Source organism: Streptococcus vestibularis (assembly GCF_900636445.1).
GTDB lineage: Bacteria > Bacillota > Bacilli > Lactobacillales > Streptococcaceae > Streptococcus > Streptococcus vestibularis.
Genome location: NZ_LR134275.1, coordinates 50,970 through 69,338 on the forward strand (window position 1 = coordinate 50,970; position 18,369 = coordinate 69,338).

18 protein-coding genes are annotated in these 18,369 nt (G+C 38.6%); 15 read left to right on the forward strand and 3 right to left on the reverse strand.

Going from position 1 to position 18,369, the window contains the following annotated elements:
* Window positions 1–6: 6 nt before the first annotated feature.
* The 4 genes from EL076_RS10130 to purB all read left to right on the forward strand — a co-directional run bounded on the left by EL076_RS10130 (window position 7) and on the right by purB (window position 4,095).
* A complete protein-coding gene (locus tag EL076_RS10130) occupies window positions 7–306 on the forward strand; it encodes a hypothetical protein (protein WP_232009653.1) in 300 nt (99 codons plus the stop codon).
* 11 nt (window positions 307–317) lie between these two features.
* Complete coding sequence (locus EL076_RS00310) at window positions 318–1,175, forward strand: hypothetical protein (RefSeq protein WP_232009655.1); 858 nt, start codon at window positions 318–320, stop codon at window positions 1,173–1,175.
* A gap of 142 nt (window positions 1,176–1,317) precedes the next feature.
* Window positions 1,318–2,772, forward strand: coding sequence for a hypothetical protein (locus EL076_RS00315; RefSeq protein WP_126428887.1), 1,455 nt, complete (start codon window positions 1,318–1,320; stop codon window positions 2,770–2,772).
* A gap of 24 nt (window positions 2,773–2,796) precedes the next feature.
* Window positions 2,797–4,095, forward strand: a complete 1,299-nt coding sequence (gene purB / locus EL076_RS00320; protein ID WP_003098279.1) for an adenylosuccinate lyase — start codon at window positions 2,797–2,799, stop codon at window positions 4,093–4,095.
* Between the two features lie 879 nt (window positions 4,096–4,974).
* On the opposite strand, the gene argS is transcribed toward purB, so the two are convergent.
* The gene (gene argS / locus EL076_RS00325) at window positions 4,975–6,666 is read right to left on the reverse strand and encodes an arginine--tRNA ligase (protein WP_117648100.1); all 1,692 of its coding nucleotides are present in this window, start codon (window positions 6,664–6,666) and stop codon (window positions 4,975–4,977) included.
* Window positions 6,667–6,820: 154 nt separating this feature from the next.
* Between argS and argR the strand changes: the two genes are divergently transcribed.
* The 3 genes from argR to mutS are packed head-to-tail and all read left to right on the forward strand — an operon-like array spanning window position 6,821 to window position 10,159.
* A complete protein-coding gene (argR, locus tag EL076_RS00330; protein WP_170314548.1) occupies window positions 6,821–7,249 on the forward strand; it encodes an arginine repressor in 429 nt (142 codons plus the stop codon).
* A complete protein-coding gene (locus EL076_RS00335; protein WP_002889586.1) occupies window positions 7,249–7,608 on the forward strand; it encodes a YlbF family regulator in 360 nt (119 codons plus the stop codon). The genes argR and EL076_RS00335 overlap by 1 nt, the downstream gene beginning before the upstream one ends.
* 19 nt (window positions 7,609–7,627) lie before the next feature.
* Window positions 7,628–10,159: a DNA mismatch repair protein MutS gene (mutS, locus tag EL076_RS00340; protein ID WP_408055270.1), complete on the forward strand. Its 2,532-nt coding sequence runs from the start codon at window positions 7,628–7,630 to the stop codon at window positions 10,157–10,159.
* A gap of 33 nt (window positions 10,160–10,192) precedes the next feature.
* Here the strand turns inward: mutS and EL076_RS00345 are convergent, their stop codons facing one another.
* Both EL076_RS00345 and EL076_RS00350 read right to left on the reverse strand, forming a co-directional pair.
* Window positions 10,193–10,648: a DUF3021 domain-containing protein gene (locus tag EL076_RS00345; RefSeq protein ID WP_126428891.1), complete on the reverse strand. Its 456-nt coding sequence runs from the start codon at window positions 10,646–10,648 to the stop codon at window positions 10,193–10,195.
* Window positions 10,645–11,082: a LytTR family DNA-binding domain-containing protein gene (locus EL076_RS00350; protein ID WP_164555384.1), complete on the reverse strand. Its 438-nt coding sequence runs from the start codon at window positions 11,080–11,082 to the stop codon at window positions 10,645–10,647. Before EL076_RS00350 ends, EL076_RS00345 begins: the two co-directional genes overlap by 4 nt.
* 178 nt (window positions 11,083–11,260) lie before the next feature.
* On the opposite strand from EL076_RS00350, the gene EL076_RS00355 reads away from it, so the two are divergent.
* The 8 genes from EL076_RS00355 to spx all read left to right on the forward strand — a co-directional run bounded on the left by EL076_RS00355 (window position 11,261) and on the right by spx (window position 18,340).
* A complete protein-coding gene (locus EL076_RS00355) occupies window positions 11,261–11,566 on the forward strand; it encodes a hypothetical protein (RefSeq protein WP_003094956.1) in 306 nt (101 codons plus the stop codon).
* A 49-nt stretch (window positions 11,567–11,615) separates the two neighbouring features.
* Window positions 11,616–13,559, forward strand: a complete 1,944-nt coding sequence (mutL, locus tag EL076_RS00360; RefSeq protein WP_126428893.1) for a DNA mismatch repair endonuclease MutL — start codon at window positions 11,616–11,618, stop codon at window positions 13,557–13,559.
* A 130-nt stretch (window positions 13,560–13,689) separates the two neighbouring features.
* Complete coding sequence (locus tag EL076_RS00365; RefSeq protein WP_002886321.1) at window positions 13,690–13,911, forward strand: hypothetical protein; 222 nt, start codon at window positions 13,690–13,692, stop codon at window positions 13,909–13,911.
* A gap of 157 nt (window positions 13,912–14,068) precedes the next feature.
* Complete coding sequence (ruvA, locus tag EL076_RS00370) at window positions 14,069–14,659, forward strand: Holliday junction branch migration protein RuvA (RefSeq protein WP_002886323.1); 591 nt, start codon at window positions 14,069–14,071, stop codon at window positions 14,657–14,659.
* An 8-nt stretch (window positions 14,660–14,667) separates the two neighbouring features.
* Window positions 14,668–15,222 carry a DNA-3-methyladenine glycosylase I gene (locus EL076_RS00375; RefSeq protein WP_002886325.1) on the forward strand — a complete coding sequence of 185 codons (555 nt, stop codon included), beginning with the start codon at window positions 14,668–14,670 and terminating at the stop codon, window positions 15,220–15,222.
* Window positions 15,223–15,318: 96 nt separating this feature from the next.
* Window positions 15,319–16,590 carry a competence/damage-inducible protein A gene (locus EL076_RS00380; RefSeq protein WP_003094929.1) on the forward strand — a complete coding sequence of 424 codons (1,272 nt, stop codon included), beginning with the start codon at window positions 15,319–15,321 and terminating at the stop codon, window positions 16,588–16,590.
* Between the two features lie 35 nt (window positions 16,591–16,625).
* Window positions 16,626–17,765 carry a recombinase RecA gene (gene recA, locus EL076_RS00385; protein WP_003094936.1) on the forward strand — a complete coding sequence of 380 codons (1,140 nt, stop codon included), beginning with the start codon at window positions 16,626–16,628 and terminating at the stop codon, window positions 17,763–17,765.
* A gap of 176 nt (window positions 17,766–17,941) precedes the next feature.
* On the forward strand, window positions 17,942–18,340 hold the full coding sequence (gene spx / locus EL076_RS00390) for a transcriptional regulator Spx (protein ID WP_003094927.1): 399 nt from the start codon (window positions 17,942–17,944) through the stop codon (window positions 18,338–18,340).
* The last annotated feature ends 29 nt before the right edge of the window (window positions 18,341–18,369 follow it).

Sequence of the window (18,369 nt, forward strand, 5' to 3'; positions counted from 1 at the left end):
ATAAATATGAAATTTGAGGTGGAGTTATTAACTAAAAATATTAGCATTGTCAAACTTGATGAATTATTTCTTAATTCAGAGATAATTAGTATTATTTCTAGTAACCACGGTGAATTTGGTGATAAGAATGTAGCGGAGTATTCGATTGACTATAAGTGTTCTTACGAAAATAACGAATTTACGATAAATACCCAACAATTTAGAAGTGGAATAGTCGAAATTTCACTTAGTTATGAATATAGTAATTATAAATTGAAGTCGGCAAAAAAATTGATAAGTTTCTTTCAAAGTTTAGAGAATTTTTAGGAAAAAATCATTTGAAGTATTCAATTCTATCTAATAGTTTGTCTATGTATTTTTCGAATAGGCTTTATCCTAAATTTCAAGTTTATGAGTCATTATTACGGAAAATTTTTGTATTAGCTTTGTCTCCGCTCGAGGACGAGGATATCGTAAGAATTATCAAGGAACAGACTAATGATAAATTAGATTTATCAAAAATTAATACAATAGAGCATATTGAAAGACTGCAGATAGCTGAACTCCATGCATTAATATTTGAAATAAATATAAATCCAGTTAATGACTTAATTATTCATTTTAAAGATTTTCAAAATAAAAATGAATATACTCTGAAAGAAATGATAAGAAATTCGCTTCCAATCACTATATGGGAAAAACATTTTACACCATTCACTAATAGTGAAAAAGTTGATGTACTCAAAAATAACTACGATAGAATAAGAGAGTACAGAAATGACGTTATGCATTTTCACACACTAACCTATAGGCGTTACAAAAAAATAGATTTGTTGTTGTCAGATGTAATTAAAGAACTAGAAGAGCTTGAATATAGTATGATCGAGAAATGGGATTTTGAAGCAACTAGAAAACTTACAAATGATATTTTTGATCAGGAGTTTCTGGCTAGCTTATCATCTTTATCTAAAACAGTATCAGAAGTAATAAGGCCAGCAATGGATAGGTTTTATGCTAACAATCTTGATTTTAATAATGCGATTAAATCTATGATGGAGGTGTTCCATAATATTCAAGTACCTAAAATAGATTCTGGAATATTAAAGTCTATTCAAGGGCTATCTGATACTATTGGGCATTTAGGTTTACCAAACACCCTTAATGAACCTGAGAGTGAAGAGAAGGATGAAGAATAAATCTATCAATTTTGAAGCGCACAATTCTCTAATTTGGTTATTATCCCATCTCATTTTATAGTCTTGTTTTCATTAGTGAATAGATTGGTCTAAAAATTGAGAATTGCTTTTATAAAGAAAAGATATAGGGAATAGATTTTTAATGAAAAATAATTTTTTAGAGTTTAGATTGATAAATAATTTGTTGCTGCCGTCAATTAATTATGTATCTAAAAAAGATTTGAAAAAAAGAGATTTTTTAAGTATTTTATATGGAATTCTTTTTTTAATATTTACATGTATATTTGTAGTTGTAGTTTATCATCAGATAAAACCGTTTATTTTACACACAGCAGTAGCATTTGCTAATTTATACTTTATAATAGATGCAATATTTTCAGGAAAGAGTGAATTTCTACAATATGTACCATCGACCCAGAATGCACATTCTCCCATATCACTTTCTGAAATAATTTTTGATGAGTTAGTTTTGCTTTCTAAGATGTTGTTTCCAATGATAATATCACTAGTTACAATATTAATTTTTAAGAAACAAAATTTTTGGTCGAAAGTAATTATTGCAATCTTAACAATTATAATTTACACCATTATCTTCAAAGTTTATTTCCAGGTAATATTAATCATTATTTTATTTAGCATTTTAACTATTTTTCATCCTATTGGAGATGATAAATATTATACTGTTGTGCAATATTTAAATTATTTTGAAGATATTCTTTACAATTGGTGGGGGAATCGGACAAAAAATAAAAAGAGTAGAAAGAAAATCATATTTTTAATTATTCTTTTTATAACTATGAGTTATTGTCTATTTAGATTATTTCCAGTAGGGGTAGGCTTTTCTTTACTTCTAACTTTATTAGTAGTATTTATAATATGGGTCTATACTGGAAGTGCTAGCAAAGAAATAAAATTATTAAAAAAAATATTTATTTATAGTATATTTTTTGGATTTACTTTAGTTGGGAATTTAGAACTTGGTTCTGATGTTTTAAAAGTGCCAGTATTATTTATTACCTTATTCTTTGCGTTAGATCGGATTATTGTATTGTCAAAAGAAATGAAGGAAATAATTGCTGAAAAAAGTATATTGTATTATTATGAATACGAAACTATAGACAAATTACTCTTAATAAAAGAACTAATAAATATTGATATTTTACACAAAGTAGACGTGACTGAATTAGAGTTGGTAAAACAAATTGCTATTAGGATTAAACTGGGTTTCGACCAAGAAGTCCTAAAATTATCGGATATTTATAAGAACAGAGAGTTTCAAAACTATCGTCAATTTGTAGAAGGAAATATATTTTTCCTAACTTTTGATGAAACAACTTTTGATGATGCGGATTCTTTGAAATATTTAAAAGAAAGACTGTCCAATATACTTGAATTAGAAGGACAAAATATACGCTTGCCAGAGTTATCTGAAATATATGCAATAGTCTTATTTAAATTAGGGCAATTCAATGATGCTATAGTATATTTTAATGAAAGCATAATGTATATGAGCGAAAAATCGAGATTAATGTATATTGAAGCATGTAAACAAGTTGGAGATATTAGACAAGCTGAATATATACGTCGAAACTATTAATGATAGAATTAAAGGAGAAAAAACATGATCGAACGTTATTCACGCCCTGAGATGGCGAACATTTGGACTGAAGAAAATAAATACCGTGCTTGGCTTGAGGTGGAAATCTTGGCGGATGAAGCATGGGCTGAGTTGGGAGAAATTCCTAAGGAAGATGTGGCTTTGATTCGTGAAAAAGCGGACTTTGACATCGACCGTATTCTTGAAATCGAGCAGCAAACGCGTCACGATGTGGTTGCCTTCACACGTGCGGTTTCTGAAACGCTTGGTGAAGAGCGTAAGTGGGTTCACTATGGTTTGACTTCTACTGACGTGGTAGATACTGCCTATGGTTATCTCTACAAACAAGCCAACGATATCATCCGCAAGGACCTTGAAAACTTCCTTAATATCATCGCTGACAAAGCGAAAGAACACAAGTTCACGATCATGATGGGTCGTACCCACGGTGTGCACGCTGAGCCAACAACTTTTGGTCTTAAATTGGCAACTTGGTACAGCGAAATGAAGCGCAATATCGAGCGTTTCGAGCATGCGGCTGCTGGTGTGGAAGCTGGTAAGATTTCTGGTGCGGTTGGTAACTTTGCCAACATCCCACCATTCGTTGAAAAATACGTCTGCGACAAGCTTGGTATCCGTGCTCAAGAAATCTCTACACAGGTACTTCCTCGTGACCTTCATGCTGAGTACTTTGCAGTTCTTGCTAGCATCGCAACTTCTATCGAGCGTATGGCGACTGAGATCCGTGGTCTTCAAAAATCAGAACAACGTGAAGTGGAAGAGTTCTTTGCCAAAGGACAAAAAGGGTCTTCAGCAATGCCTCACAAACGTAACCCTATCGGTTCTGAAAATATGACAGGTCTTGCACGTGTTATCCGTGGTCACATGGTAACAGCTTATGAAAATGTGTCACTCTGGCATGAACGTGATATCTCTCACTCATCAGCTGAGCGTATCATCACACCAGATACAACAATCTTGATTGACTACATGCTCAACCGTTTCGGAAACATCGTTAAGAACTTGACAGTCTTCCCAGAAAACATGATCCGCAACATGAACTCTACATTTGGTTTGATCTTCAGCCAACGTGCGATGCTTACTTTGATTGAAAAAGGTATGACACGTGAGCAAGCTTACGACCTTGTTCAACCAAAGACTGCTCAATCATGGGATAACCAAGTAGACTTCAAACCACTTCTTGAGTCAGATCCAGAGGTAACTTCTCGTCTCACCCAAGAAGAGATCGACGAGATTTTCAACCCTGTTTACTACACTAAACGTGTGGATGAGATCTTCGAACGCATCGGTTTGGGTGACTAATTGAAGCAATACAGTAAAAAAGCAGGTTAGACCTGCTTTTTTTGATGGTGACATTTATGTCACCAGTTTTGTGCTCTTTTCAGACTTATAATAGAGTCATCGCTAGAAAACTGTCAGGAAGGAGAAGTTAGTAATCTTAAAAGGACGATTTAACTGTTTACCGGAACTTAGTCTCTTAATAGTAAGCATTGCTTATAATATCATCCGCATCATGAATGATCTTGGAAGTATCAAAGCCCCCTCTTGGTTTTTAGATATGGATATTCTTAATGGGTGCTTACTATTACTTATTTTACTTATTGTTTTAAAAAGTGAAGATAGAGAATAAATTTTTAAGCTACTTTTAAGTTTATGAGGATATATTATAACCATCCTAATAAAGTGGCTAGCTTTTGTGAGCTAGAGGTAAACATAATTTTTTCATAACAAATCTCCCCGAAGAAAGTCTAGAAATCTAGGCTTTTTTCTTATTTTTTTGAGGCTTTATTAGGATATTTTAAGAAAACACTTGAAAACCCTTCCAAAACAAGGTGATATAGTTATATAAAGATTCTATTGGACAAGCGGTCACCTTGGAGGATTAGGAAGAAGAGGTTGGGAAGCCTGTACAATCGTATCTTTTCAGTGGTCTTTGGACTGCTGTGAAAATCCCTTTGGGGATTTTTTTGCTGCGATTTAAGGTTTCTTTAAGGTAGGGAGGTTATACTATAAGTCTCCTAAATAACTTTTACTGAACGCTGTTCAGTAAGTCTCGTTGGCTTGCACTTTTTGTAGAACAACGAACTTTTCTTTTTCATAATCTCCAAAAGAGCTCAATATGATGTGTTGGGTTCTTTTTTTGGTCACTAAAAAAACGCCCTTAGACGTTTTAAATATGGCTTACATCTCGTCTGGAGCTTCAACACCGAGAAGGCGAAGGGCTTCTTTGAGGACTGTTGCTGTTGCGTAGCAAAGAGCTAAACGGCTGTCACGTTCTGGGCTTTCGTCCAAGATACGTGTGTGCGCATAGTATTTGTTGAAGGCTTGGGCCAAGCTGATAGCAAATTTAGCAACGATAGATGGTTCAAAGTTGTCTGAAGCACGGTTGATGATACGTGGGAAGTCTTGGATGAGTTTGATGATTTCCCAGCTTTCAACGTCGTTTAGGCTGTATGTAGCATCTTCAGATGGCGTGAAGTCGGCCTTACGCAAGATAGATTGGATGCGAGCGTGTGCATATTGAACGTAAGGTCCAGTTTCTCCCTCGAAGGATACCATAGCATCAAGGTCGAAGTCGTAACCATTCATACGGTCTGTCTTAAGGTCGTAGAACTTGATAGCTCCGACACCAACAGCATGAGCAACAGCTTCCTTGTTAGGCAAGTTTGGATTCTTAGCTTCGATTTGAGCTTGAGCACGGTTAACAGCTTCAGCGATAGTTGGCTCAAGTAAGATAACGTTACCCTTACGAGTTGACAATTTCTTACCGTTCTTAGTTACTAGACCAAAGGCAACGTGAGTCATGTCGTCAGACCAGTCGTAGCCCATTTCTTTAAGGACAGCTTTCAACTGTTTGAAGTGAGCAGATTGTTCATTACCAACCACATAGATGGCTTTGGCAAAGTCGTAAGTACGTTTACGGTAGAGGGCAGCAGCCAAGTCACGTGTGATGTAGAGTGTTGCACCATCTGATTTTTTGATGAGGGCTGGGTGTTCGATACCGTATTTTTCAAGGTTAACCACTTGGGCACCTTGAGATTCTTGGAGAAGTCCTTTTTCTGTCAAGATGTCAACGACTTCATCCATCTTATCATTGTAGAAAGCTTCACCGTTGTAGCTATCAAATGAAACACCAAGTTCATCATAGAGACGGTTGAATTCTACTAAGCTTTCGTCACGGAACCATTGCCAGAGGGCAGTTGCTTCCTCGTCACCAGCTTCCAATTTACGGAACCATTCACGAGCTTCTTCATCTACAGATGGGTCTTTTTCAGCTTCGGCATTGATACGCACATAAAGTTGAAGGAGTTCATTGATAGGGTTGGCTTTGACAGCTTCCTCGCTACCCCATTTCTTATAGGCAACAATCAACATACCAAACTGTTTACCCCAGTCACCCAAGTGGTTGATGCGGACTGGTTTGTAGCCTTGTTTAGCTACGATGTTGGCAAGAGCGTCAGCGATAACTGTTGAACGTAAGTGACCGATAGAGAAAGGTTTAGCGATGTTAGGACTAGACATATCAAAGGCGATGTTACGTCCGTGACCGATGTTTTGGTCAGCGTAGTGGCTGCCTTGAGCGATGACTTGTCCAAGAACGTCCGCTGAGATTTTTGATTTATCAAGGAAGAAGTTGATGTAAGGACCAACAGCTTCAACTTTTTCAAAGTTTGAGGCATCGATTTTTTCAGCGATGTCTGCTGCAATCATTTGAGGAGCCTTGCGCAAGACTTTAGCCAATGAGAAGGCAGGAAAGGCGAGGTCCCCCATGTCAGCATTTTTAGGGGTTTCAAGCAGATTTTGAATGTTTTCTTGTTCCAATTCAGGAACAACTTTGGCAATTTCTGCTGCAATGAGTTCTTTAGTATTCATAGGTACTCCATTTCAAATCTTGTCATTCATACCTATTTTACCATTATTTTAGTTAATAGGGTAGGGACAAGAAAGCATCTATTAGGAAGTATTTCATGAAAAAATACAAAAATTCTGTTATAATATGCAAGGAATATACATAAAAAGAGGAAAGATAATGAAGAGAGATCGTCAAGCTGTTATCAAACAGATGATTTCAAGAGATAAGATTGGGACACAAGAGGAAATTAAGCAACGCCTAGAGGCGGAAGGTATCACGGTTACACAAGCGACCTTGTCACGTGATTTGCGTGAGATTGGACTTTTGAAGCTTCGTGATGAAGAAGGCAGACTCTACTACAGTTTGTCTGAACATGTGCTTCCAAGTTTGGATCCTACGGTTAAGGACTATGTCAAATCAGTTTCCCGTGCCCAGTTTATGCTGGTCCTTCACACGGAGTTGGGTGAGGCTGATGTTTTGGCCAATCTAATTGACAGTGATGGCAACCCTGAAATTTTAGGAACTGTTGCTGGGGCAGATACTCTATTGGTAATCTGTAAGGATGCTGTGGTTGCTGAAAAACTGGAAAGCGAGTTTCACTGATGAACACTCCTCATCAGGATCTCCAAAAAGCCAAAGAAGAGTTAATCGACCTCCTCAAACACCATGAGGCGGTTCTTGCTTTTCAAGAGGCTGAGAAGGCCATTGGACAGGTACCTCAAATCAGTCATCTGGCTGGACAGATGAAGGCTTATCAACAAGAAGCCGTACTTTTTCAAAAAATTGAGAAACAACGTGCCTATGAGGAGGCAGGGGAACAAGCAGATTTGATTCAGCATGAGTTGGAAAATTTGCCTATTGTTCAGGACTACCGTCAAAAAATGCAAGATGCCAGTGACTTGATCCAATATGTGACCAAGTCTATCGAAGAAAGGATTAACGAGGAGTTAAGACATGGCTAAGGAAAAAATATCTCCAGGAATGCAGCAGTATTTGGATATCAAGGAAAATTATCCAGATGCTTTTTTGCTCTTCCGTATGGGGGATTTTTATGAACTTTTTTACGAGGATGCCGTTAAGGCTGCCCAGATTTTGGAAATTAGCCTAACCAGTCGTAATAAGAACGCCGATAATCCCATTCCTATGGCTGGTGTTCCTTATCATTCAGCTCAAGCCTATATTGATGTCTTGGTTGAGATGGGGTACAAGGTAGCCATTGCTGAGCAGATGGAGGATCCTAAACAGGCTGTTGGTGTGGTTAAGCGTGAGGTTGTTCAGGTTATCACCCCAGGAACAGTGGTTGACAGTTCTAAACCTGATAATGCCAATAATTTCTTGGTAGCTATTGACAAGGCTGGAAGTCGATTCGGCCTGGCCTATATGGATGTGTCAACGGGTGAATTTTTTGCGACAGAGTTGGACGATTTCAGTTCAGTTTATAGTGAAATTCAGAACCTTAAGGCACGTGAAGTAGTGGTTGGTTATGATTTACCCGAAGCTGATGAACAAGTTTTGGTGAAGCAGCTCAACCTGCTTCTCTCCAAGGAAACAGAGGTTTACGATGATGTCCACTTGATTGACACTGGCTTGACAGACTTGGAAAGCAGTGTAGCGGGTAAACTTCTTCAGTATGTGCACCGTACTCAGATGCGTGAGCTCAGTCATTTACAAAAGGCTCAGCACTATGAGATTAAGGATTACTTGCAGATGTCTTATGCGACCAAGTCAAGTTTGGATTTGCTGGAAAATGCTAGAACGGGCAAGAAACACGGTTCTCTTTTCTGGCTCTTGGATGAAACCAAGACAGCTATGGGAATGCGTCTTTTGCGCACTTGGATTGATCGTCCTTTAGTGAATCAGGCTGCAATCATAGAGCGTCAGAATATTATCCAAGTTTTCTTGGACAATTTCTTTGAGCGTAGTGACCTGACTGAGAGTCTTAAAGGTGTTTACGATATTGAGCGCTTAGCCAGTCGAGTTTCCTTTGGCAAGGCTAATCCTAAAGATTTGATTCAGCTAGGTCATACCCTGGCTCAGGTTCCAGTTATTAAGGCAATTTTGGAGTCTTTTGATGACGAGGCCTTGTCACGTCTTTTACAAGAGTTAGATACCCTGCCAGAATTAGAAAGTCTGATTCGTTCGGCTATTGACCCAGATGCTCCTGCAACCATTACAGAAGGTGGCATTATCCGTGCTGGTTTTGATGAGACCTTGGACAAGTATCGCAAGGTGATGAGTGAAGGAACGTCATGGATCGCAGACATCGAAGCCAAGGAACGTGAAGCGTCTGGTATTACAACACTAAAAATTGATTATAACCGTAAAGATGGTTATTACTTCCATGTGACCAACTCTAACCTTAGCTTGGTTCCTGATCATTTCTTCCGCAAGGCAACCCTGAAAAATTCGGAGCGTTTTGGAACTGCTGAGTTGGCTAAGATTGAAGGTGAGATGCTCGAGGCACGTGAAAAGTCATCAACGCTCGAATATGATATTTTCATGCGTGTCCGTGAGCAGGTTGAACGCTATATTGACCGTTTGCAATCTTTGGCTAAGGCCATTGCGACAGTCGATGTGCTTCAGAGTTTGGCAGTTACAGCAGAGACTAATCATTATGTTCGTCCTGTGTTCAATGATGAGCATCGTATTGTTATTGATCAAGGTCGTCATGCGGTGGTTGAGAAGGTTATGGGCGTTCAGGAATACATTCCAAACACGATTACCTTTGACAGTCAGACCAATGTTCAGCTCATCACAGGACCAAATATGAGTGGTAAATCTACCTATATGCGTCAGTTAGCTTTGTCAGTCGTTATGGCTCAGATGGGGTCTTACGTACCAGCAGATAGTATTGATTTGCCAGTTTTTGACGCCATTTATACACGTATTGGTGCTGCAGATGACTTGATTTCAGGTCAGTCGACCTTCATGGTTGAGATGATGGAGGCTAATCAGGCCATTAAGCGGGCAACACCTAATTCCTTGATTATTTTTGATGAGTTGGGACGTGGGACGGCCACCTATGATGGTATGGCTTTGGCCCAGTCTATCATTGAGTTTATTCATGACAAGGTGGGGGCTAAAACCATGTTTGCTACCCATTATCATGAGTTGACAGCCCTGTCAAATACATTGACACACCTTGTCAATGTCCATGTAGCAACACTTGAAAAGGATGGCGAGGTGACCTTCCTTCACAAGATTGTTGATGGCCCAGCCGATAAATCTTATGGTATTCATGTGGCTAAGATTGCAGGTTTACCAGCAGATTTACTGGAACGTGCTGACACCATCTTGACACAATTAGAGGGCGAGACAGTTACTATCCAACCTCAGGAAAAGGTATCGCCTCAAGAGAAGCCTGTCACTGAAACGCATATTAATGAGCAAATCTCTCTCTTTGATGATTTTACTGAAAATCCAGTTCTTCAAGAGTTACGAGACTTGGACATTTACAATATGACACCGATGCAGGTCATGATGGTTGTAGCAGATTTAAAACAGAAACTATAAAAGAAGCTTGTCAATTGACAGGCTTCTTGTCTTTTACAGATGTTTCAATTCTTGGTTGAGTTCTTCAATATCCTTTTTCATTTTCCAATAAGAGAAGACCCAAACGAGCAGATAGATAAGGCTGAATTCAATGACTAGCTCCAAGTAGAAAGTCAAACGTAGAGGGAACCACCCGCTGAGGGTAGCTAGTGGAATGAAACCTAGACAGGTCAAGGCGTAGTGAGTGAGGGTTGCACGAAGTAAACTCCACTCAGCCTTACGGAAAATATAACTGGCGACTTCAAAGAGGATACCGATTGCAAACCAAGTAATGATACAGTAGGCCAATACCAAAGATCCGTGAACCTGATGTGACGTCATCCATTGTCCAATAGCTGAATGAGGATTAAGAGGCATGTAGCTTGGTGCCCAGATAAGAGACATAATCATGGATACGGCAAGTCCGATAAGGATGCCCTTTGTGCCTGATTTAAAAAGTTGCTTTTTCATTGTAATTTCTCCTTTATTGCTTTGAGGTAACGGCGTGATGAGTAGGTGGTTTCCTTATTTTTAAGGTGAATTTCAACGAGGCCGTTAGGGGTAATGTTGAAGCGTTCAATTTCTTTGAGGTTGACAATCTCTGATTGTGAGATTTTGATAAAGTAAGATGGCAGTTTTTCTAAAACTTGATAGAGACGTAAGCCTAAATGGTACTCTCCTTGAATAGTTTCAGCTAGAACCTGCCGATTTTCGATGTAAATTCTGGAAATAGCTTTGGGTTCAATAAGATAAGTTTCGCCATCTTTTTTTCCTTTGAGTCGCTGGTTGTCATCCAAACTTTCAACAAACTCGACGACTTGCTGAATCTTTGGCGTCCGACTAGGTGCCTGAATCTGCAACATTTCTTCTTGAAATACCGGGTCAATCTGAACTTTTATTTTCATAACTATCCTTTCTTATTTGTAATTGAGGAGGCCTCCTCCCTTTCACACCCTTATTAAACACTATTTACTAGTCCACAGCAATAGCGCTCGTCTATGTGGTCCTATATAGTGTTTAAGTGGTTGAAAATATTTTAGAAAACCCCTATACTTAATGAAAACGTACTGACGAGGTAATCACATGAAATCTATAATGAAATGGCTAGCAGGAATTTTTCTTGCCTGCAGTCTGATTTTGAGCTTTTTTACACCTTTTGAGAAGGCACTAACACTGAATTTGCTCTTGCTTTATTTCTTTGTTAAGCAGTTTATGGATTTGACAAGCTCACCCAAAACCTACCAATGGATTTTCCAAATCGTCTACCTCTTGATTTTTTCTGGGCTCATTTGGTTCAACTTTCGTCATGGGGATATGATTATTATAGCCACAGCCTTATCTTGGCTAACAGTTGTGTGTGAGTTATGGCTTTATAGGAAGCATCAGTAACAGTTAGAAACAGTGATCTCTCAACCTTTTAGAAGGGAAAATAATAATTATGACAAAAATCATCGAATTGCCTGAGGTGTTAGCCAACCAGATTGCTGCTGGTGAGGTCGTAGAGCGCCCAGCCAGTGTTGTCAAAGAGTTGGTGGAAAATGCTATTGATGCCGGTAGCACTCAGATTACCATTGAAGTTGAAGAATCAGGTCTCTCAAAAATTCAAATCACAGACAATGGCGAAGGAATGGCTCAAGCTGATGTGGCCATGAGTTTGCGCCGTCATGCAACAAGTAAAATCAAAAATCAAGGAGATCTCTTTCGTATTCGGACCCTTGGTTTTCGAGGTGAGGCTCTGCCCTCTATAGCTTCTATCAGTCATCTAACTATTGTGACAGCAGCGGATGGAGAAGCCTATGGGACTAAACTGGTTGCTAAAGCTGGAGAAATTGAGAGTCAGGATCCTATTTCAACACCAGTTGGAACAAAGATTACCGTTGAAAATCTATTTTATAACACCCCAGCTCGTCTCAAGTATATGAAGAGTTTACAGGCTGAGTTGGCTCATATTGTTGATGTTGTTAATCGTCTGAGTCTAGCTCATCCCGAGGTTGCCTTTACCTTGCTTAATGATGGTCGTCAGTTGACACAGACATCAGGTACTGGAGACCTCCGTCAAGCTATTGCTGGTATTTATGGTTTGACAACGGCTAAAAAAATGGTGGAGATTTCAAATTCTGACCTTGATTTTGAAGTTTCTGGATATGTTAGTCTCCCTGAGTTAACCCGTGCGAATCGTAACTACATCACGATTCTCATTAATGGACGCTATATAAAAAACTTCCTGCTTAACCGTGCCATTTTTGATGGTTATGGTTCTAAACTCATGGTAGGACGCTTCCCTATTGCAGTTATTGATATTCAGATTGATCCCTACTTGGCCGATGTCAATGTTCACCCAACAAAGCAGGAAGTACGTATCTCTAAAGAAAAAGAGCTCATGGCCCTTATCAGCTCAGCCATTGCTCAAAGCCTTAGAGAGCAGGATTTGATTCCTGATGCCCTTGAAAATTTGGCCAAGTCTAGTACCAGAGGTGCAGCTAAGCCAGTTCAAACCAGTCTTCCACTCAAACAAACCAATCTTTACTATGATAGCAGTCGTAATGATTTTTTTGTCAAACCAGAGACCGTCCAAGAGGATATCAAACCTCTTATATCGGAGTCAGAGTCTCCAGTTTCATCGGTAGAAAACAAACCACAACCTTCTGTTAAACAGGCACAACGTTCAGTAGATGAAAGTGATGACGAACACGAAAAACTTGATTATAAAAACAAGTCGAAAATGAAGCGCATGCTTGAAACTTTGGATAATGAGGAAACATCAACCTTCCCTGAGTTGGAGTTTTTTGGTCAAATGCATGGAACCTATCTCTTTGCGCAAGGACAAGGTGGACTTTACATCATTGACCAACATGCTGCTCAAGAACGTGTCAAGTATGAGTACTATCGTGAAAAGATCGGTGAGGTTGACAGCAGTCTACAACAGCTCTTGGTTCCCTATCTCTTTGAATTTTCAGGTTCAGATTACATTAGTTTACAAGAAAAAATGTCCCTTCTGAACCAGGTTGGTATCTATTTAGAGCCTTATGGGAATAACACCTTCATTCTTCGTGAACATCCTATCTGGATGAAGGAAGAAGAGATTGAATCAGCGGTCTATGAAATGTGTGACATGCTTCTTTTGACGAATGAAGTGTCTGTCAAGACCTACCGTGCTGAGCTAGCCATCATGATGAGTTGTAAACGTTCAATCAAGGCTAATCATGCACTTGATGATTACTCTGCGCGTGACCTCCTAGTACAGCTTGCACAGTGTAAAAATCCCTACAATTGCCCTCACGGACGTCCAGTACTTGTCAACTTTACCAAGTCTGATATGGAAAAAATGTTCCGTCGTATCCAAGAAAATCATACAAGTCTACGTGACCTAGGGAAGTATTAAAACTTTTTTTGGTCTTGCTTTACGAATAGGAATGTTAGATTTATAATAGTGGTGAAGATAAGGAATCTTCTAATGTTTTAGCATATCATTGTAGGATGATTGCCTGATTTTTAAGTTAGGAGGTAGAGTGATGAGACACCTAACAAAAACTAATAAACACTTTTTACTTGTTGGCTTAACATTTTTAGCGACTAGCTTGATTTTCTATATTTTGGCCTGGTTAGGTCAACCAAGTTTGGAGAATACTCTCGTAAATGTTTCTAGCATTGCCTTTACTTTAGGCGTTGTAACATATATTCTATTAGGTCTAAAGATGATTACAGATACTTTAAAGACGAGTAGTCATCCTTAAAATAGAGCAAACAGAATCCACTTTCGAGTGGATTTTTTGTTACAATAGTACAGCAGTGCTTGAGATGACAAAATAAACACTCAAGACAATTATCTTACAAGTATAAAATGATAAAGCAAACCATTGAAGAAACGAACGAGAAAGGAAATCACACGCCATGTATGATTACATCAAGGGAACTCTAGTGAAAATTACCGCCAAGTATATTGTTATAGAAGCAAACGGCTTAGGTTATATTGTCACTGTAGCGAATCCATATAGTTTTTCTGACCAAATGAATCAGACTATCCAAGTCTATCTTCATCAGGTTATTAGAGACGATGCCCACCTTCTTTTTGGTTTCCATACTGAAGATGAAAAAGAGGTCTTCCTTAAGCTTATTTCAGTTTCTGGAATAGGTCCGACGACTGCCCTAGCCATTGTTGCTGTAGATGATAATCAAGGCTTGGTTGCTGCTGTTGATAATAGTGACATCAAGTACTTGATGAAGTTTCCAAAGATTGGTAAAAAGACAGCTCAACAAATGGTTCTGGATTTGGCAGGGAAATTTGCAGAGTTACCAACAGAAACGACCAAGACGACACCAAGTCAACCTGAAGGGAATCATCAATTGGATGAGGCTATGGAAGCCTTGATTGCTCTTGGTTATAAAGCCACAGAACTTAAGAAAATCAAGGCCTTCTTCGAAGGAACTAATGAAACGGCAGAGCAATACATTAAATCGGCTCTTAAAATGTTGATGAAATGAGGTAAGCAATGGTCAATCGTTGTCGTTGGGTTCCAACAAACAATAAATTATATTGTGATTATCATGACAAGGAGTGGGGAAAGCCTATTGGTGACGACCAAAAACTTTTTGAGCTGCTTTGCTTAGAAAGTTATCAGTCAGGGCTTTCTTGGTTAACCGTTTTAAATAAAAGACAGGCCTTTAATCGTGTTTTTCATGACTATAATATTGAGCGTGTTGCCCAGTTTAGCCTAAGTGAACTTGAAGATGCGCTTCAAAATCCAGACATCATTAGGCACAAACTTAAGCTAGAAGCAACCGTAAATAATGCCAAACAAGTACTAAAAATCCAAGATGAATTTGGCTCCCTGTCCCATTATTTTTGGCATTTCTTTGACGGAAAGCCCTTGATAAATAATGTACCCACATATAAGGACGTCCCATCATCAACTGCTTTATCCCAACAGATTGCCAACAATCTAAAAAAGAGAGGGTTCAAATTTTTAGGACCGACAACTATATATTCATTTTTACAAGCCGCAGGATTTGTGAATGATCATGAAAATAACTGTGACTTCAAATAAATGAGTGGATTTGATTGACAAGACGAGCAAAACATGTTAGTTTATAAACGAACATGTTTTTGAGATTATTTTACGAATAGTAATATAGGTGAACCAATGAAAGCTGAATTGATTGCAGTAGGAACTGAAATCCTAACTGGGCAAATCACCAATACCAATGCCCAATTTTTATCTGAGAAACTAGCTGAACTAGGAATTGACGTGTATTTTCACACAGCAGTAGGAGACAATGAAAACCGCCTACTTTCAGTTCTTGATCAGGCTAGTCAACGTAGCGATTTAGTCATACTTTGTGGTGGACTTGGCCCTACTGAGGACGACTTAACCAAGCAAACACTGGCTAAATTTTTAGGAAAAGAACTCGTTTTTGATGAGGAGGCTAGTAAAAAACTGGATAGTTTCTTTGCTACTCGTCCTAAACACACACGAACACCTAATAATGATCGCCAAGCGCAAATTGTTGAGGGATCTGTACCCTTGCAAAATCTCACCGGTCTAGCAGTTGGGGGGATTATTACTGCTCAAGGGGTGACCTATGTCGTCTTGCCTGGTCCACCAAGTGAACTCAAATCTATGGTGAACCAAGAGCTTATTCCAGCTCTTACAGAGAATCATACTACTCTTTATTCTAGAGTCCTAAGGTTTTTTGGTGTTGGAGAAAGTCAATTGGTGACTATTCTTAAAGATCTCATTGTTAACCAAACGGACCCAACCATTGCGCCCTATGCTAAAGTGGGAGAAGTGACCCTTCGCTTATCAACAAAGGCATCGTCGCAAGAAGAAGCGGATCGAAAACTAGATGTTTTAGAAGAACAAATTCGTTCTACTAAAACTCTAGATGGAAAAAGCTTGTCTGACCTCATATATGGATATGGAGAATCAAACAGCTTAGCTTATGAAGTGTTCTATTTGCTTAAGAAATATGGCAAAACTATTACTGCAGCTGAAAGTTTAACAGCTGGCTTATTTCAAGCTAGTGTTGCTGATTTTTCTGGAGCTTCACAAGTATTCAAGGGTGGTTTTGTTACCTATAGCATTGAAGAAAAAGCTAAAATGTTAGATATTCCCTTATCTAAATTAGAAGAGAATGGTGTTGTTAGTCATTTTACAGCAGAAAAAATGGCTGAGGGTGCCCGAGCTAAGACAGATAGTGATTACGGAATTGCGCTTACTGGAGTGGCAGGACCAGATACATTGGAAGGGCATCAAGCAGGTACAGTCTTTATTGGTATTGCCGATAGAAACCAAGTGCGGTCAATTAAGGTTGTTATAGGTGAAAGGAGTCGATCTGATGTCAGATATATCAGTACACTCTATGCCTTTAACCTAGTTCGCCAAGCTTTATTACAAGAAGACAACTTGATTTAAGTTTGTTATTTATCATAGGAAGAAGAGGAAATTAAGTGGCTAAGAAAACAAAGAAAACAGAAGAAATCACAAAGAAGTTCGGTGATGAGCGTCGCAAAGCACTCGACGATGCATTAAAAAATATTGAAAAAGATTTTGGTAAGGGTGCAGTTATGCGTCTTGGTGAGCGTGCAGAGCAAAAAGTTCAGGTTATGAGCTCAGGCTCGCTAGCTTTGGATATTGCTCTTGGTGCGGGTGGTTATCCTAAAGGTCGTATTATTGAAATTTACGGACCGGAATCATCAGGTAAAACAACCGTTGCTCTTCATGCAGTTGCTCAGACTCAAAAAGAAGGTGGCATCGCAGCTTTTATCGATGCCGAGCATGCTCTTGACCCTGCTTATGCAGCAGCTCTAGGTGTTAATATCGATGAGCTTCTTTTGTCACAACCTGATTCTGGTGAGCAAGGTCTGGAAATTGCAGGTAAGCTGATTGACTCTGGTGCAGTGGATTTGGTTGTTGTTGACTCAGTTGCGGCCTTGGTACCACGTGCAGAAATTGATGGAGATATTGGTGACAGTCATGTAGGACTTCAAGCACGTATGATGAGTCAAGCCATGCGTAAACTTTCTGCATCTATTAATAAAACAAAAACGATCGCCATCTTTATTAACCAGTTGCGTGAAAAAGTTGGCATCATGTTTGGTAACCCAGAGACTACCCCAGGTGGACGTGCTTTAAAATTCTATGCATCAGTACGCCTTGATGTACGTGGTAATACACAAATTAAAGGAACCGGTGACAAAAAGGACCAAAATGTAGGTAAGGAAACCAAGATTAAGGTTGTTAAAAACAAAGTTGCTCCACCATTTAAAGAAGCTTTTGTTGAAATTATGTACGGCGAAGGAATTTCACAAACTGGTGAACTTGTAAAAATTGCAAGTGATTTAGGTATTATTCAAAAAGCCGGGGCTTGGTTCTCATATAATGGGGAGAAAATTGGTCAAGGATCTGAAAATGCTAAGAAATATTTAGCAGATCACCCAGAGATTTTTGAAGAAATCGATCATAAAGTACGCGTACACTACGGTTTGATTGAGACAGATGAAGACGATGTTGTTGAAGGTACACAAGTTGAAGACACGGCTGATGATCTCGTTCTAGATCTTGATTCAACCATTGAAATTGAAGAATAAGTGTTAAAGAGCCCAAAAGGTTCTTTTCTTTTTGCTTTGAATTAAGAAGAAAACAAGAGCAATACAAGTTAAAAAAGCGGATACACTCCAGACTCAAAATAGGTCGCTAGACCGATTTAATAAATCAAAGACGGTGATAAGATAATAGTATCATGTGACAGAAAGAGAGAATTAACATGATTAAGATTTATACAATTTCAAGTTGTACAAGTTGTAAAAAAGCAAAAACATGGTTGAACAACCATCAACTTCCTTATAAAGAACAAAATCTTGGTAAAGAACCACTTACAAAAGAAGAAATCCTTACTATCCTTTCAAAGACAGAGAATGGTGTTGAGAGCATCGTTTCATCAAAAAATCGCTATGCTAAAGCTTTAAATTGTGATATTGATGAGCTTAGCGTCAGTGAAGTAATTGATTTGATTCAAGACAATCCTAGAATTTTGAAGAGTCCAATCTTGATTGATGATAAGAGATTGCAAGTGGGTTATAAAGAAGATGATATTCGTGCTTTCTTACCACGTTCAATTCGTAATGTCGAAAATTCACAAGCACGCATGCGTGCAGCACTATAAAATTCTAAAAGAAGGTCACTAGTATCTTC

What these genes read in the sequence shown, in the direction of transcription:
- EL076_RS10130 (WP_232009653.1), top strand. Translation starts at nt 7, where the DNA reads ATGAAATTTGAGGTGGAGTTATTAACTAAAAATATTAGCATTGTCAAA.
- EL076_RS00315 (WP_126428887.1), top strand. Translation starts at nt 1,318, where the DNA reads ATGAAAAATAATTTTTTAGAGTTTAGATTGATAAATAATTTGTTGCTG.
- purB (WP_003098279.1), top strand. Translation starts at nt 2,797, where the DNA reads ATGATCGAACGTTATTCACGCCCTGAGATGGCGAACATTTGGACTGAA.
- argS (WP_117648100.1), bottom strand. Translation starts at nt 6,666, where the DNA reads ATGAATACTAAAGAACTCATTGCAGCAGAAATTGCCAAAGTTGTTCCT.
- EL076_RS00335 (WP_002889586.1), top strand. Translation starts at nt 7,249, where the DNA reads ATGAACACTCCTCATCAGGATCTCCAAAAAGCCAAAGAAGAGTTAATC.
- mutS (WP_408055270.1), top strand. Translation starts at nt 7,628, where the DNA reads ATGCAGCAGTATTTGGATATCAAGGAAAATTATCCAGATGCTTTTTTG.
- EL076_RS00345 (WP_126428891.1), bottom strand. Translation starts at nt 10,648, where the DNA reads ATGAAAAAGCAACTTTTTAAATCAGGCACAAAGGGCATCCTTATCGGA.
- EL076_RS00350 (WP_164555384.1), bottom strand. Translation starts at nt 11,082, where the DNA reads ATGAAAATAAAAGTTCAGATTGACCCGGTATTTCAAGAAGAAATGTTG.
- EL076_RS00355 (WP_003094956.1), top strand. Translation starts at nt 11,261, where the DNA reads ATGAAATCTATAATGAAATGGCTAGCAGGAATTTTTCTTGCCTGCAGT.
- mutL (WP_126428893.1), top strand. Translation starts at nt 11,616, where the DNA reads ATGACAAAAATCATCGAATTGCCTGAGGTGTTAGCCAACCAGATTGCT.
- EL076_RS00365 (WP_002886321.1), top strand. Translation starts at nt 13,690, where the DNA reads ATGAGACACCTAACAAAAACTAATAAACACTTTTTACTTGTTGGCTTA.
- ruvA (WP_002886323.1), top strand. Translation starts at nt 14,069, where the DNA reads ATGTATGATTACATCAAGGGAACTCTAGTGAAAATTACCGCCAAGTAT.
- EL076_RS00375 (WP_002886325.1), top strand. Translation starts at nt 14,668, where the DNA reads ATGGTCAATCGTTGTCGTTGGGTTCCAACAAACAATAAATTATATTGT.
- EL076_RS00380 (WP_003094929.1), top strand. Translation starts at nt 15,319, where the DNA reads ATGAAAGCTGAATTGATTGCAGTAGGAACTGAAATCCTAACTGGGCAA.
- spx (WP_003094927.1), top strand. Translation starts at nt 17,942, where the DNA reads ATGATTAAGATTTATACAATTTCAAGTTGTACAAGTTGTAAAAAAGCA.